At 67.8% G+C, this 13,672-nt stretch carries 17 protein-coding genes; 2 read left to right on the top strand and 15 right to left on the bottom strand.

Features of this window, described 5'->3' with window-relative positions:
* The first annotated feature begins 66 nt into the window (after window positions 1-66).
* The gene (locus JOF43_RS15770; protein ID WP_209903832.1) at window positions 67-480 is read left to right on the top strand and encodes a hypothetical protein; all 414 of its coding nucleotides are present in this window, start codon (window positions 67-69) and stop codon (window positions 478-480) included.
* Window positions 481-632: 152 nt separating this feature from the next.
* On the opposite strand, the gene rpsQ is transcribed toward JOF43_RS15770, so the two are convergent.
* From rpsQ to ngcE, 14 genes are all read right to left on the bottom strand, one after another.
* Window positions 633-959, bottom strand: coding sequence for a 30S ribosomal protein S17 (rpsQ, locus tag JOF43_RS15765; protein WP_209903830.1), 327 nt, complete (start codon window positions 957-959; stop codon window positions 633-635).
* A gap of 20 nt (window positions 960-979) precedes the next feature.
* Window positions 980-1,213, bottom strand: coding sequence for a 50S ribosomal protein L29 (rpmC, locus tag JOF43_RS15760; protein ID WP_114853752.1), 234 nt, complete (start codon window positions 1,211-1,213; stop codon window positions 980-982).
* Window positions 1,213-1,632 (bottom strand): 50S ribosomal protein L16, encoded by a 420-nt coding sequence (gene rplP, locus JOF43_RS15755; RefSeq protein WP_076808078.1) that lies wholly within the window; start codon window positions 1,630-1,632, stop codon window positions 1,213-1,215. Before rplP ends, rpmC begins: the two co-directional genes overlap by 1 nt.
* Before the next feature lie 5 nt (window positions 1,633-1,637).
* Window positions 1,638-2,477 carry a 30S ribosomal protein S3 gene (gene rpsC / locus JOF43_RS15750; RefSeq protein ID WP_209903829.1) on the bottom strand — a complete coding sequence of 280 codons (840 nt, stop codon included), beginning with the start codon at window positions 2,475-2,477 and terminating at the stop codon, window positions 1,638-1,640.
* 10 nt (window positions 2,478-2,487) lie between these two features.
* On the bottom strand, window positions 2,488-2,841 hold the full coding sequence (gene rplV, locus JOF43_RS15745) for a 50S ribosomal protein L22 (RefSeq protein ID WP_209903827.1): 354 nt from the start codon (window positions 2,839-2,841) through the stop codon (window positions 2,488-2,490).
* A gap of 52 nt (window positions 2,842-2,893) precedes the next feature.
* Window positions 2,894-3,175 (bottom strand): 30S ribosomal protein S19, encoded by a 282-nt coding sequence (gene rpsS, locus JOF43_RS15740; protein ID WP_209903825.1) that lies wholly within the window; start codon window positions 3,173-3,175, stop codon window positions 2,894-2,896.
* Between the two features lie 15 nt (window positions 3,176-3,190).
* Window positions 3,191-4,027, bottom strand: a complete 837-nt coding sequence (gene rplB, locus JOF43_RS15735; protein WP_209903823.1) for a 50S ribosomal protein L2 — start codon at window positions 4,025-4,027, stop codon at window positions 3,191-3,193.
* 46 nt (window positions 4,028-4,073) lie between these two features.
* Window positions 4,074-4,376 (bottom strand): 50S ribosomal protein L23, encoded by a 303-nt coding sequence (rplW, locus tag JOF43_RS15730; RefSeq protein ID WP_076808087.1) that lies wholly within the window; start codon window positions 4,374-4,376, stop codon window positions 4,074-4,076.
* Entirely contained in the window at window positions 4,373-5,317 is a 945-nt protein-coding gene (gene rplD / locus JOF43_RS15725; protein WP_209903821.1) for a 50S ribosomal protein L4, sunset domain variant, read from the bottom strand. The genes rplW and rplD overlap by 4 nt, the downstream gene beginning before the upstream one ends.
* Window positions 5,318-5,322: 5 nt before the next feature.
* Window positions 5,323-6,003 carry a 50S ribosomal protein L3 gene (gene rplC / locus JOF43_RS15720; RefSeq protein ID WP_209903819.1) on the bottom strand — a complete coding sequence of 227 codons (681 nt, stop codon included), beginning with the start codon at window positions 6,001-6,003 and terminating at the stop codon, window positions 5,323-5,325.
* A gap of 11 nt (window positions 6,004-6,014) precedes the next feature.
* On the bottom strand, window positions 6,015-6,323 hold the full coding sequence (rpsJ, locus tag JOF43_RS15715; protein WP_076808092.1) for a 30S ribosomal protein S10: 309 nt from the start codon (window positions 6,321-6,323) through the stop codon (window positions 6,015-6,017).
* A gap of 487 nt (window positions 6,324-6,810) precedes the next feature.
* Window positions 6,811-7,746 carry a carbohydrate ABC transporter permease gene (locus JOF43_RS15710; RefSeq protein WP_209903817.1) on the bottom strand — a complete coding sequence of 312 codons (936 nt, stop codon included), beginning with the start codon at window positions 7,744-7,746 and terminating at the stop codon, window positions 6,811-6,813.
* A complete protein-coding gene (locus JOF43_RS15705; RefSeq protein WP_245354575.1) occupies window positions 7,743-8,810 on the bottom strand; it encodes a carbohydrate ABC transporter permease in 1,068 nt (355 codons plus the stop codon). The genes JOF43_RS15710 and JOF43_RS15705 overlap by 4 nt, the downstream gene beginning before the upstream one ends.
* A complete protein-coding gene (ngcE, locus tag JOF43_RS15700) occupies window positions 8,807-10,249 on the bottom strand; it encodes an N-acetylglucosamine/diacetylchitobiose ABC transporter substrate-binding protein (protein ID WP_209903816.1) in 1,443 nt (480 codons plus the stop codon). The genes JOF43_RS15705 and ngcE overlap by 4 nt, the downstream gene beginning before the upstream one ends.
* A gap of 612 nt (window positions 10,250-10,861) precedes the next feature.
* On the opposite strand from ngcE, the gene JOF43_RS15695 reads away from it, so the two are divergent.
* Window positions 10,862-11,980: a YflT domain-containing protein gene (locus JOF43_RS15695; RefSeq protein ID WP_245354574.1), complete on the top strand. Its 1,119-nt coding sequence runs from the start codon at window positions 10,862-10,864 to the stop codon at window positions 11,978-11,980.
* 486 nt (window positions 11,981-12,466) lie between these two features.
* Here JOF43_RS15695 and tuf read toward each other — a convergent pair whose 3' ends face one another.
* Window positions 12,467-13,654: an elongation factor Tu gene (gene tuf, locus JOF43_RS15690; protein WP_209903814.1), complete on the bottom strand. Its 1,188-nt coding sequence runs from the start codon at window positions 13,652-13,654 to the stop codon at window positions 12,467-12,469.
* Window positions 13,655-13,672 lie beyond the last annotated feature (18 nt).

Genomic DNA, 13,672 nt, shown 5'->3' with positions numbered 1-13,672 from the left:
CGTCCCCGCCCACCCGGCGCCCGCTCGGGACTCCTCGCACGCAGGCGGCGCCTCTACACTCGAGGAATGATCGACATCGACGTCGCCCGCCGCCTCCAGGACTCCGGCCTCAGATGGGCACCCGCAGAGGGGGACCTCTTCACGATCGACACCGAGCTACTGCGCGAGGAGGCGTTCATGCTCTCCTCGATGGTGGTCGAGCCCGCGGTGGGGCGCGCCGGCGAGCATGTCTTCCGCTTCAACGGCACCACCGAGTGGGCGCTCGACTCGGTGGAGCAGCACGAGGCGATCTGGATCCCCCGGGAGGACCAGCTGCGCACAGCGCTGGGCCCTGCCTTCCGCAGCCTGCATCGGGAGGGCGACGGCGTCTTCGTCGTGACCCTGCAGGCCACTGCCGACGGCGAGGAGCGTCAGCTGCGCGCCCCGCATGCCGAGGACGCCTACGCAGGGGCGCTGCTCGTGCACCTCACCGGCGGCTGACCGACCTGACCGGGACCTGCCCGCGCTGCCTCCACCCGGAGTCCTGGCGCGGCGGCACGGCGCGCGGCCGCAGCACAGCGAAAGGGCCGGCCCTCCCCGAGGGGAGGACCGGCCCTGTTCAGGATCCGGGGGCGGTCACGAGGACCGCAGGATCACTTCGCGCGCTCGAGGATCTCGACCAGACGCCACCGCTTGGTCGCGGAGGTCGGACGGGTCTCCATGATGAGGACACGGTCGCCGATGCCGGCGGTGTTCTCCTCGTCGTGGGCCTTGAACTTGCTGGTCTTGGTCGTGACCTTGCCGTAGCGGGCGTGCTTGACACGGTCCTCGACCTCGATCACGACGGTCTTGTCCATCTTGTCCGAGACCACGAGACCGCGGACGGTCTTGCGGTAGGGACGCTCGTGGGAGGAGGCGTGCGCCCCCTCCTTGTCGAGCTCCTCGACGGCCGGGGTCTCGGCCTTGCTGTTCTCAGTCATCTCTGTTCCTCGCTTCGCGGTCACTCGGCGGAGCCGGGGGCCTGACGGATGCCCAGCTCGCGCTCGCGCAGGATCGTGTAGATCCGTGCGATGTCCTTCTTGACGGACCGCAGGCGGCCGGAGCTCTCGAGCTGACCGGTAGCGGACTGGAAACGAAGCTTGAACAGCTCGTCCTTGGCCTTCGCCAGCTCCTCGGCAAGCTTGACGTCGTCCAGCTTGTCGAGTTCATCGGCGGTGAGCTTGGTCGCTGCCATCAGATGTCACCACCCTCTCGGCTCAGAATGCGGCACTTCATGGGGAGCTTGTGCATCGCCAGGCGCAGGGCCTCGCGAGCAACCTCCTCGTCGACGCCGGTGATCTCGAACATGACACGTCCCGGCTTGATATTGGCGACCCACCACTCGACGGAGCCCTTGCCCGAGCCCATGCGGACCTCGGCAGGCTTCTTGGTGAGCGGTCGATCGGGGTAGATGTTGATGAACACCTTGCCGCCACGCTTCATGTAGCGGGTCATGGCGATACGCGCGGCCTCGATCTGGCGGTTGGTGACGTAGGCCGGCGCGAGCGCCTGGATGCCGTAGTCACCGAACGCGAGCTCGGTCCCGCCCTTGGCCATACCGCTGCGGGTCGGGTGGTGCTGCTTGCGGTGCTTGGTCCTGCGAGGGATCAGCATGTCGCTCAGGCCTCCGTTCCGGACTGCTCTGCGGGAGCGGACGCCGACTGCTCGGCGGGAGCGGACGCCTGCGGGGCAGACTCCGGGTTCTCCCGACGGGCGGCAGCATTGCGCTCGTTACGACGGCCGCGGGGACGCTCGGCACGCGGGCCGCGTCCGCCGGAGCGGGGACCCTGCGAGGCGGCCTGCTGGGCCGCGAGCTCCTTGGCGGTGACGTCGCCCTTGTAGATCCACACCTTCACGCCGATGCGGCCGAAGGCGGTGCGGGCCTCGTAGAAGCCGTAGTCGATGTTCGCGCGGAGGGTGTGCAGCGGCACGCGCCCCTCGCGGTAGAACTCGTTGCGGCTCATCTCGGCGCCGCCGAGGCGACCGGAGACGGCCACTCGGATGCCCTTCGCACCGGCGCGCTGCGCGGACTGCATGCCCTTGCGCATCGCACGACGGAAGGAGACACGGGCGGCGAGCTGCTCGGCGATGCCCTGAGCGACCAGCTGGGAATCGGCCTCGGGGTTCTTGACCTCGAGGATGTTCAGCTGGATCTGCTTGCCGGTGAGCTTCTCCAGCTCACCGCGCAGACGCTCGGCCTCCGCGCCACGACGCCCGATGACGATGCCCGGGCGGGCGGTGTGGAGGTCGACGCGGACGCGGTCGCGGGTGCGCTCGATCTCGACCTTGGAGATGCCGGCGCGGTCCATGCCCTTGGACATGAGCTTGCGGATCGCGACGTCTTCCTTCACGTAGTCGCGGTAGCGCTGACCCTCCTTGGAGGAGTCGGCGAACCACCGGCTGCTGTGCTCCGTGGTGATCCCGAGGCGGAACCCGTTCGGATTGACCTTCTGGCCCATTCGGGACTCCTTACTTGTTCACGGGAGCGACCACCACGGTGACGTGGCTGGTGCGCTTCTTGATCTGGAAGGCTCGACCCTGTGCACGCGGCTGGAACCGCTTCATGGTCGGACCTTCGTCGACGAATGCGGAGGAGACGACGAGCTCGCGCTCATCGAAGCGCTCCCCCGCCTGATCTGCCTTCACCCGCGCGTTGGCGATCGCGGACTCGACGAGCTTGAGGACGGGCTCGCTGGCCGCCTGCGGGGCGAACCGCAGGGTGTCCAGGGCCTCGCCCGTGCTCTTGCCACGAATCAGGTCCACAACGCGGCGAGCCTTCATGGGCGACATGCGGAGATGCCGCACCTGCGCCTTGGCTTCCATTGCTGTCCTGCTTTCTTCTGGATGTCGGGACGTGCTGCCGTGCTGAGCGAGGTCAGCGACGACGGCCCTTTCTGTCGTCCTTCTCGTGGCCCTTGAAAGTCCGCGTGGGAGCGAACTCGCCGAGCTTGTGGCCGACCATCGACTCGGTGACGAACACCGTGACGTGCTTGCGGCCGTCGTGCACTGCGAAGGTGTGGCCGAGGAAGTCCGGGGTGATGACCGAACGACGCGACCAGGTCTTGATGAGGTTCTTGGTGCCCTTGTCGTTCTGAGCGTCCACCTTCTTCTGAAGGTGATCGTCGACGAACGGGCCCTTGGCGATACTGCGAGGCATGTGTGGTTCTCCCTATCAGCGCTTCTTGCCGGTCCGACGACGGCGCACGATGAGCTTGTCGCTCTCCTTGCCCGGTCGACGGGTACGGCCCTCGGGCTGACCCCAGGGCGACACCGGATGACGACCACCGGAGGTGCGGCCCTCGCCGCCACCGTGCGGGTGATCGACGGGGTTCATGACGACGCCGCGCACGTGAGGACGCTTGCCCTTCCAGCGCATGCGGCCGGCCTTGCCCCAGTTGATGTTGGACTGCTCGGCGTTGCCGACCTCGCCGATGGTGGCGCGGCAGCGGGCGTCGACGTTCCGGATCTCTCCGGAGGGCATGCGCAGCTGCGCATACGGACCGTCCTTGGCGACCAGCTGCACGGAGGCGCCGGCGCTGCGGGCGATCTTGGCGCCGCCACCGGGGCGGAGCTCGATCGCGTGGATCACGGTGCCCACCGGGATGTTGCGCAGCGGCAGGTTGTTGCCGGGCTTGATGTCCGACCCCGTGCCGTTCTCGATCCAGTCGCCCTGACGCAGCTTCGACGGGGCGAGGATGTAACGCTTCTCGCCGTCGGCGTAGTGCAGCAGCGCGATGCGCGCGGTGCGGTTCGGGTCGTACTCGATGTGCGCGACCTTGGCCTTGACGCCGTCCTTGTCGTGACGGCGGAAGTCGATCACACGGTAGGCCCGCTTGTGGCCACCGCCCCGGTGACGGGAGGTGATACGACCGTTGCTGTTGCGACCGCCGGACTTGGACAGCGGGCGGACCAGGGACTTCTCCGGCGTGGACCGGGTGACCTCGACGAAGTCGGCGCCACTCGAGCCGCGACGACCGGGGGTGGTCGGCTTGCTCTTACGAATTGCCATGTGGGTTTCCCTCAGACTCTCTTCGGCTCCTCGGACATCGGCCGCCTCAGGCGACCGACCCTCCGAAGATGTCGATGGCTCCGTCAGTCAGGGTGATCACGGCGCGCTTGGTGTTCTTGCGCTTGCCGGTCCCGAAGCGCGTGCGGCGCGTCTTGCCCTGACGGTTGATCGTGTTCACCGAGGAGACCTTGACGTCGAAGATGGACTCGACGGCGATCTTGATCTCGGTCTTGTTGGCGCGGGCGTCCACCAGGAAGGTGTACTTGCCCTCGTCCATCAGCCCGTAGCTCTTCTCGGAGACGACCGGGGCCAGCAGGACGTCGCGGGGATCCTTGTTCAGCGAGGTCACTTCGACTCCTCATCGGCCGGGGTGGACTCCTTGACCGCGTTCACGAACCCGGCGGCCTTGGCGGCCTCCTCGGTCGTGAACCAGACCTCGGCCTTGGTACGTCCGTACCACGGGGAGTCCTCGGTGTGGAACTTCATCGAGCCCTTGTTGCCCTTGATGGTGAAGCCCTCGGGGGCGGAGCCGTCGGCCTGAGGGGCCGCGGAACCCGCACCGAAGGGGCCCTCCTCGGCAGCGGCGGCCGGAGCGGCGGGGGCCGGGGCGGCAGCAGCAGCCTTCGCCGTGGCGAAGGTGGAGGTGGGAAGGGTCAGGGTGGCCTGGGCCACGAAGTCCTCGAGCGCACCGGAGGTGAACACGACGTCGTCGGAGAGCATGACGTCGTAGGTGTTCACCTGGTCCGCGTACAGGACGTGCGTGGTGGGCAGGTTGCGCGAGCTCAGCGCACCCAGGTCGTCATCACGACGCACGACGACCAGCAGGTGCCGGCGGTCGGAGACGTGGGACAGGGTCACGCGGGCCGCCTTGGTGGAGGCGACGTCCCCGGTGAGCAGGGACGAGATCACGTGGACGCGGCCGTTGCGGGCCCGGTCGGAGAGGGCACCGCGCAGAGCGGCGGCCTTCATCTTCTTGGGCGTGCGCTGGCCGTAGTCGCGCGGGACGGGGCCGTGGACGGTGCCGCCACCGGTGAACTGCGGGGCGCGCAGGGAGCCCTGACGGGCACGACCGGTGCCCTTCTGCTTCCAGGGCTTCTTGCCGCCGCCACGCACCTCGGCGCGGGTCTTGGCCTTGTGGGTGCCCTGACGAGCCGCCGCCTGCTGGGCGACGACCACCTGGTGGATCAGGGGCACGTTGGTCTGCACGTCGAAGATCGACGCGGGCAGCTCGACGGTGCCGGACTTCTTGCCGGCGGTGTCGAGCACGTCGACGGTCAGGTTCGCTGCCATCGGGCTCAGGCCTCCTTCGCGGGGCTCTTGACAGCCGAGCGGACGAGCACGAGGCCGCCCTTGGCGCCGGGGACGGCACCCTTGACGAGCACGAGGCCCTTCTCGACGTCGACCGCGTGAACGGTCAGGTTCTGGACACTGGTGCGGTCGCTGCCCATACGGCCAGCCATGCGCTGACCCTTGAAGACGCGACCGGGGGTGGCGGCGCCGCCGATGGAACCGGGCTTGCGGTGGTTGCGGTGCTGGCCGTGGGTGGCGCTGACGCCGGAGAAGCCGTGACGCTTCATGACGCCCGCGGTGCCCTTGCCCTTGGAGGTGCCGACGATGTCGACCTTCTGGCCGGCCTCGAAGATCGACGCGTCGATCTCCTGGCCGAGGTTGTAATCGGCAGCATCGACGGTGCGCAGCTCGACGAGGTGGCGGCGCGGGGTCACGCCGGCCTTCTCGAAGTGGCCCTTCAGGGGGGCCGACACCTTGCGCGGGTCGATCTGGCCGTAGGCGATCTGCACGGCGTCGTACCCGTCGGTCTCGATGGACCGCACCTGGGTGACGACGTTCGCACCGGTCTGCACGACGGTCACGGGGACGAGCTTGCCGCTGTCGTCCCAGACCTGCGTCATGCCGAGCTTGGTGCCGAGCACGCCGGACACGGGACGGGCCTGCTGCCCAGTCAGTTCGTTGCTCATGTCCACCTGCCTCAGAGCTTGATCTCGATGTTGACGTCCGCCGGCAGGTCGAGACGCATGAGCGAGTCCACGGCCTTGGGCGTGGGGTCGACGATGTCGATCAGTCGCTTGTGCGTGCGCATCTCGAAATGCTCACGGGAGTCCTTGTACTTGTGGGGAGAACGGATCACGCAGAACACGTTCTTCTCGGTCGGCAGCGGCACCGGGCCCACGACCGTCGCACCCGCGCTGGAGACCGTCTCGACGATCTTTCGCGCCGAGGTGTCGATCACCTCGTGGTCGTACGACTTGAGCCGGATGCGGATCTTCTGTCCCGCCATGGCGTCCTGTCTCTCTTCTCGTCTGGCATGGATGCAGCCGACCCCGGTACCCGAGGACGGGCGTGTCGGCCTCCACGGGGCACACAGCCCAGCTTTCGGCCGCCGAGTATCGACTGCTTCTGCGTCTAGATCCCTCGTCGATGCGCACTCTGCGCCGGTGGCGCAGTTCGCATCCTCGGGACGGACCTCATCCGGTGATCATTCGCCGGGGTGCTTGACCCACGGAGAACGGAACCGGGCATGTCGGCCCGCGCAGACAACTTGAACAGTCTGCCAGACCGCGGGGGACCCCACAAGTGGACCCCGGGTGCACCCGGTCACAGATCACAGCGTTACGAGATGAGGAGGAAAGGAGTGACCGGGTGACGGAGCCGCTGAGTTCCGGAGACACGAAGTCCCCGAGTCACAGAGATTCGGAGCCACTGAGTCAGTGCGCCGGAGAGTCGGAGGGACGGAGTCTCGAGAAGTCACCGCGACGAACAGCCTCTCATTTGCTCGTGCTCGGTCCGACACCGCCCTGCAGCTGCCGCTGGAAGATCACGTAGACGATGATCACCGGGATCACGGTGATCACGACGGAGGCGAACATTCCGCCCCAGTCGACCTTGTAGCCCTGCTGGGCCTGGAGGTTCACCAGGCCCTGCGCGAGCACGTAGTTGCTCCGCTCGGTGTTCAGCACCAGGGGCAGCAGGTACTGATTCCACAGGCCCAGGAAGTTGAAGATCGCGACCGAGGCCAGGCCCGGCTTCGCCATCGGCAGCATGATCTGGAAGAACGTGCGGAAGTCCCCGGCACCGTCGATCGCGGCCGCCTCCCCGATCTCCTCCGGCAGGTTCGCGAAGAAGGAGTGCAGGAAGAACACCGTGAACGGGAGCGCGAACGCCACGTAGGCCATCGTCACGCCCACCAGGCCCAGCCGGCCCTGGAGCAGCCCCATGTTGCTCAGCACGAAGAACAGCGGGACCACGGCGAGGAAGATCGGGAAGGTGAGCCCGGCGACGATTCCGAAGTAGATGATCCGGTTGCCGGGGAAGCGGAACCTCGCCAGGACATAGGCGCACATGGCGCCGAGCGTCATCACGATGATCAGGGCCGCACCGACGACGATCAGCGTGTTGAGGAAGTAGTCGCCGATCCGCGCCTCGGTCCAGGCTCGCGTGTAGTTGTTCAGTTGCGGGACGGCCGGCAGTCCGAAGGGCTCGGTGAGGATCTCCTGCGAGGTCTTGAACGAGGTGTAGATCGTCCACAGCAGCGGCAGGATCACCAGCAGCGCCCAGATCGTCAGGATGACGTGGTGGAGCGTGGCGAAGCCGAGCCCGTCGCCACCGCGGGCCCCGGCCCGGAGCCGGGCGGGCCGGTGCTCGGGCGGGATGATCGGCGAGTCGGTCCGCGGTTCCTCGGCGCTCGTGCTGGTCGCGCTCATCGTTCGTCCTTCCGCGCCCGGCCGAGGCCGATGACCACCACGGCCACCGCCATCGTGATCAGGGCCATCAGCACGCCCATCGCGCTGGCTTCGCCGAAACGCCCGTCGCGGAAGGCGGTCTGGTACAGGTGCAGGGAGACGACCTTGGTGCTGTTGTCCGTGCCGCCGTTCGGGGTCATCACGGAGATGAAGGTGAAGGCGTCCAGCGCGAAGATCCCGATGTACACCACGGCGGTGGAGATGTTGTCGCGCACCATCGGGGCGACGACCTGCACGGCTGAGCGCAGCCGGCCCGCACCATCGATGCGCGCGGCCTCGAGAACCTCCTGCGGGATCGACTTGATGGAGGCGACGAACAGCACCATGTAGAAGCCCACGAAGGTCCAGATCATCGCGAACGCGACGGCAGGCAGGGCGAAGCGCTGGTCGCCCAGCCAGGCGATCCGGATGTCTGCCAGCGGCAGCTCCATCGGCGCAGCGCCCACCAGCGCGCGCAGCGGGTCGATCACCGGCGAGGCCAGGCCCAGCGCCCCGTTCACGGCCGGCATGAATAGGTTCAGCGTGCCGTTGAGCAGTCCGCCGTTGGGGTGGAAGATGAACGCGAACAGGATGCCCGTGATGACGGCGGGGACGGCGTAGGGGAAGAAGCTGATGACGCGGTAGAACCCGGCGCCGCGCACACCTCGCACACCGCCATGTGTGCTGCCGCCGATGGTGACCATGACGGCGAGGGCGAAGGAGAGCGTGATGGTGATGGTGGGCAGCACGATCAGCAGCACCAGGTTGTTCCGCAGAGACGTCCAAAAGACCACGTCGCCGAGGATCCGCTCGTAGTTGTCCAGCCCGATGAAATCCATGGTCGGGCTCAGCCCGGACCAGTTCGTCAGCGAATAGTAGAAGGCCTGCAGGAACGGCGAGACGACGAACATCAGGTAGACCGCGAGCGGCACCCCCAGGAACAGCAGGAAGAACAGCATCCGCTCGAAGGAGGGCCGACGGCGACGGCCGACCGCTGGCGACGTCGCCGTCCCGTGCCGTCCGACAGAGGTGCCGGATGAGGTCATGAACCAGCCTCGAACTTCGTGATCGACTCGTCCTTGCGGACCGCGTCGATCATGGCCTGCTCCTGCTTGCGCAGGGTCGCGGCGTCGATATCGCCCTTGAGGAAGCTGGTCCAGTTCGAGTTCGACGCATCGCCCAGCCCGTACCAGTCGGAGAAGTTGTAGGTGAACGTGTTGTCGCCGGCCGCTTTGATCATCGCGTTGACCGAGGCGAGAGCGGTGGATCCGAAGCCGTCGTCGGGCACTGTGTCCTTGACGACCGACGGCGCCTTCGTCAGCTTCGCGAAGTTCTGCGCCTGCTCCTTGGAGAGCATGAGGCGCAGGAACTCGGCACCCCCGGCGGGGTTCTCCCCGCCCGAGGGCACGAAGTACTGCTCGGCCGCGGTGCCGTGGAACGCCTCGTGGGACAGGGTGCTGTCGGGCAGCGAGGGGACCGGCGCGCCCGTCATCTCATAGCCCTCGGGAGTGACGTCGGCCTGCTCGCTCTCGATCCACGATCCCGAGGGGTAGAACACCGACGTGCCCTGAACCCAGTTGGTCTGGGCGGCCGTGTGCTTAATGCCGGCGCCGCCGGGTTCGAAGAAGCCGGCCTCGACGGCCTCGGCCATCGCGTCATACGCCTGGACGACGGCGTCCTGCTCGAACGCCCCCTCCTCGAGGGCGTCGATCGCCGTGAGCACCTCGGCACCGCCGAGCTTGGCGGCCATCGACAGGGCCATCTCCTGGTAGTAGTTCGAGGCGTTCTGACCGCCGTAGGAGAAGAGGTAGCGCCCCTCACCCTTGACGCTCTCCCCCATCGTCATCAGTTCGTCCCAGGTCTGCGGGACGCTCCATCCCTTCTCCTCGAACTCGGAGGCGGAGTACCACAGGGCGAAGACCGTGTAGACGTAGTTCATCCCGAGGAACGTCCCGTCGAACATGCCCGGTGAGGTGACGCCGGGCAGGAGGTTCTCCTCGACGGTCCCCTCGACGTCCACCATCGGTGCCGCGAGGAGGTCCCCGAGGTCGGACAGCTGCCCGACCAGACCGTTGATGGAGAGCTTCTGGGCCCCGGAGTTGTCGAACACGTCCGGCGGGGTGCCCGCGGCGAACTGGGGCTGGAGGTCAGGCTGGATGTTCACGGTAGAACTGACCGTCACCTTCGCCTCCGGGTACTTCTCCATGTACGTGTCGCCCGCGTCCTCGGCGTACTTGGTCCCGTAGCCGCCGTCGAAGATCACCGCCTGCAGCGGCAGGCTGCCGTCCACGCCCAGCGGGTTCTCGTCGGTGACCTCCCCGTCGCCGGCGACCGAACCGCCCTCCTCGGTTCCTCCGCCACCACCTCCCCCGGCGCAGGCGGCGAGCACCGTGGCCCCCGCCCCGGCGCCGGCGAGCGCGAGGAAGTGTCGGCGGGAGGCTCCGAGCCGCTCGAGCGGAGTCATGTCATCAGCGGAAGTGCCCATCGGGATCCTCTTTCGTCGTCTTCGTCGAAAAGATTCGTCTCTACCCTGAGGTCGCCCGGCAGGACGACCGCTAGGGGTCACGATACGTGGTGCAGGACACATTTTCCGGCAGATCACGACGATCGACGGCACGTGTCGAGAATCCAGTGATATGGGTGTGACCTGCGCTGGAAGGGGCGTCCTTTCCGGTCCGTTCAGGCGCCGGGTCCCGCCGTGGCCCGGACCTGCGGCGCCGTGCCACGGGCTCGGCGACGATAGACAACAGGGTCGTTCGGCGTCCTTCGAGGAGGCCTGCCATCGGGACGCGGCGGGGCCCTTCGGTGCCGGGCGACACGGCGTGGCGGCGGCCAAGGTTGCGTGCCGCGGTCAAGCGACCGGGCCCGCCGGTGGCGCGGGAAGGAGCCTGCCTGTACCTCGCGACGCGTCCCGCCGTTGCTGGGGGAGAACGCGACTGCTATGGAGAGACGCGACGTGGTGGAACCAACGGGAACGCTGAGCGCCCGCTACCTTTGGTCCGGCCACGACGCGGGCTGCTGCGGGTGACGTGGGGCATTCACGATTCGCCCCGCTCGCGCCCAGCGCGTTCGGTGGCTGCTGGATTACGGTGGGCGCATGAGCCAGCCACCGCAGTCCCCCTCCCCACTGACAGCGCGGCTGTACGACCTGGAGTATCCGCGATCCCTCGGGGTCTACAGCACCTACCAGGAGGTGCAGGCCGTCGTCGACACGCTCGCCGACAAGCACTTCCCGGTGCAGTCCACCCTGATCGTCGGCACCGACCTCAAGCTCATGGAGCGCGTCACCGGCCGCAAGACCTGGGGCCGGATCATCGGCCAGGGCATCGTCTCCGGGTTGTGGATGGGCCTGTTCCTCGGTCTGCTGCTGATGCTCATCACCCCCAGCAACGTCATGGTGGTGCTGACCAGCGTGCTGATGGGCATCGTGTTCTTCACCGTGTGGTCCGCGGTCAGTCACCTGCTGACCGGCGGCAAGCGTGACTTCACGTCGATGACCGCCACCATCCCCATGCAGTACGAGCTGCTGGTCGAGCACAAGCACGCCGAGCAGGCCCGCCATCTCCTGGTGGAGTCCGGAGCCGTGCCGATGACCACGCCGCCCCCCGCCGTCCCGACACCCGGGTACGGGGGCGCAGGCTCCCACACCGGCGGGTCCGGTGGCCAGCAGTATGGCCAGGCTCCCGGCCGTCAGCAGTTCGGGCAGGGATCGGGCCAGCAGTTCGGCCAAGCGCCGGGCCAGCAGCCCTACGGCCAGAGTCCCGGGCAGCAGCAGTTCGGCCAGACGCCCGGCCAGCACTCCTACGGCCAGAGTCCCGGGCAGCAGCAGTTCGGCCAGACGCCCGGCCAGCACTCCTACGGCCAGAGTCCCGGGCAGCAGCAGTTCGGCCAGACGCCCGGCCAGCAGTCGTACGGCCAGGACTCCTCAGCGCGGCCGGGCTCCGTCGCCGGGCCCGCGGGAGCATCCGCCCCGACGTCCTCGTCAAGCCGACCGACTTACGGGCAGCCATCCTCGCCGTCGCCGTCCCATCCTGCTGAGGATCGATTCGGCCGAGGGAGCCGACCCTCCTTCGGCCAGCCGGCCGGGACCCCGCTGCGGGAGGATGAGCGCCCCGCCGATACCGGTGCGGAGCAGGGCAGTCCGTCGGCCCCCGAACCCACACGACCGCAGAACGGCTCGTCGGCCGAGGACGACCCGTACCGCGGCTCTCGCTGACCTCGTCCGCGGGTGAACCGGTACCCGGTGACTCCTGCTCACCCCGTGGCCCCGGTCCGCCGGGAGTGACCACGAGGGACCTCTCGACCACGCCCCCGTTCCGCCCCGACGGAGCGGGGGCGTAGTGATATCTGGAGCAGGGCCCGTTCGAGTACGCAGCTCGACGCGCGCAGCGTCGACGCCGAGGAACCCGTCGGGCGCGCCGCGATCACCCTGCCGGACACATGGCGGCCGGGCCCTGCCGCGGACCGCTCCCCCGCGCAAGCCGCTCCCCCGCGCGCCGAAAGGTGCCACCTCGATGGCACCTTTCACGACCTTGCTATGTCGCCGGGGGCGGGGCATGCCGCGTCCCGGCGCGGAGGTGAGAGGCGCGCTCCCCCGCGACGCGGCCCGCACATGCCAGAAGGCCCCGGCCCGGTTTCCCGGGTCGGGGCCTTCCGAGGCACGGCGTCCTGCCGTCACGCTGCGGGGTCGCCCCCGCTCAGATCACTTGATGATCTTGGTGACGCGGCCGGAGCCCACGGTGCGGCCACCCTCACGGATGGCGAAGCCGAGGCCCTCCTCCATGGCGATCGGCTGGATCAGCTCGACCGTCATCTCGGTGTTGTCGCCGGGCATGACCATCTCGGTGCCCTCGGGCAGCTCGATGACGCCGGTGACGTCGGTGGTCCGGAAGTAGAACTGCGGACGGTAGTTCGAGTAGAACGGGTTGTGACGGCCACCCTCGTCCTTGGACAGGATGTAGACCTGCGCCTCGAAGTTGGTGTGCGGCGTGATCGACTTCGGCTTCACGACGACCTGGCCGCGCTCGACGTCCTCACGCTTGGTGCCACGCAGGAGCAGACCGCAGTTCTCGCCGGCCCACGCCTCGTCCATCTGCTTGTGGAACATCTCGATACCGGTGACGATCGTCTTCTGCGGCGCACGGATGCCCACGATCTCGATCTCGGAGTTGATCGCGAGCTTGCCGCGATCGACCTTGCCGGTGACGACGGTGCCGCGACCCTGGATCGTGAAGACGTCCTCGATCGGCATGAGGAAGGGCTGATCCAGATCGCGAACCGGATCCGGGATGGACTCGTCCACCGCGTCCATCAGATCTGCGACGGACTGGACCCACTTCTCGTCGCCCTCGAGAGCCTTGAGCGCGGAGACCTTGACGATCGGCGCGTCCTCGTCGAAGCCCTGCGAGGCCAGCATCTCGCGGACCTCCATCTCGACGAGCTCGAGGATCTCCTCGTCGTCGACCATGTCGGCCTTGTTGAGCGCTGCGAGCAGGTAGGGGACGCCGACCTGCTTCGCGAGCAGGACGTGCTCACGGGTCTGAGCCATCGGGCCGTCGGTGGCGGCGACCACGAGGATCGCACCGTCCATCTGAGCGGCGCCGGTGATCATGTTCTTGACGTAGTCGGCGTGGCCGGGGGCGTCGACGTGAGCGTAGTGACGCTTGTCGGTCTCGTACTCGATGTGCGAGACGTTGATCGTGATGCCGCGCTGCTTCTCCTCGGGCGCGTTGTCGATCGTGTCGAAGTCGCGGGCCTGGTTCAGCTCCGGGAACTTGTCGTACAGGACCTTGGAGATGGCGGCGCTCAGCGTCGTCTTGCCGTGGTCGACGTGACCGATGGTGCCGATGTTGACGTGCGGCTTGGTCCGCTCGAACTTGGCCTTGGCCATGATGGTGTCCTCCTAGGA

Source organism: Brachybacterium sacelli, from assembly GCF_017876545.1.
Lineage (GTDB): Bacteria > Actinomycetota > Actinomycetes > Actinomycetales > Dermabacteraceae > Brachybacterium > Brachybacterium sacelli.
Note: the sequence above shows the minus strand (reverse complement) of the source record. Positions and strands in the feature narration are given on the sequence as shown.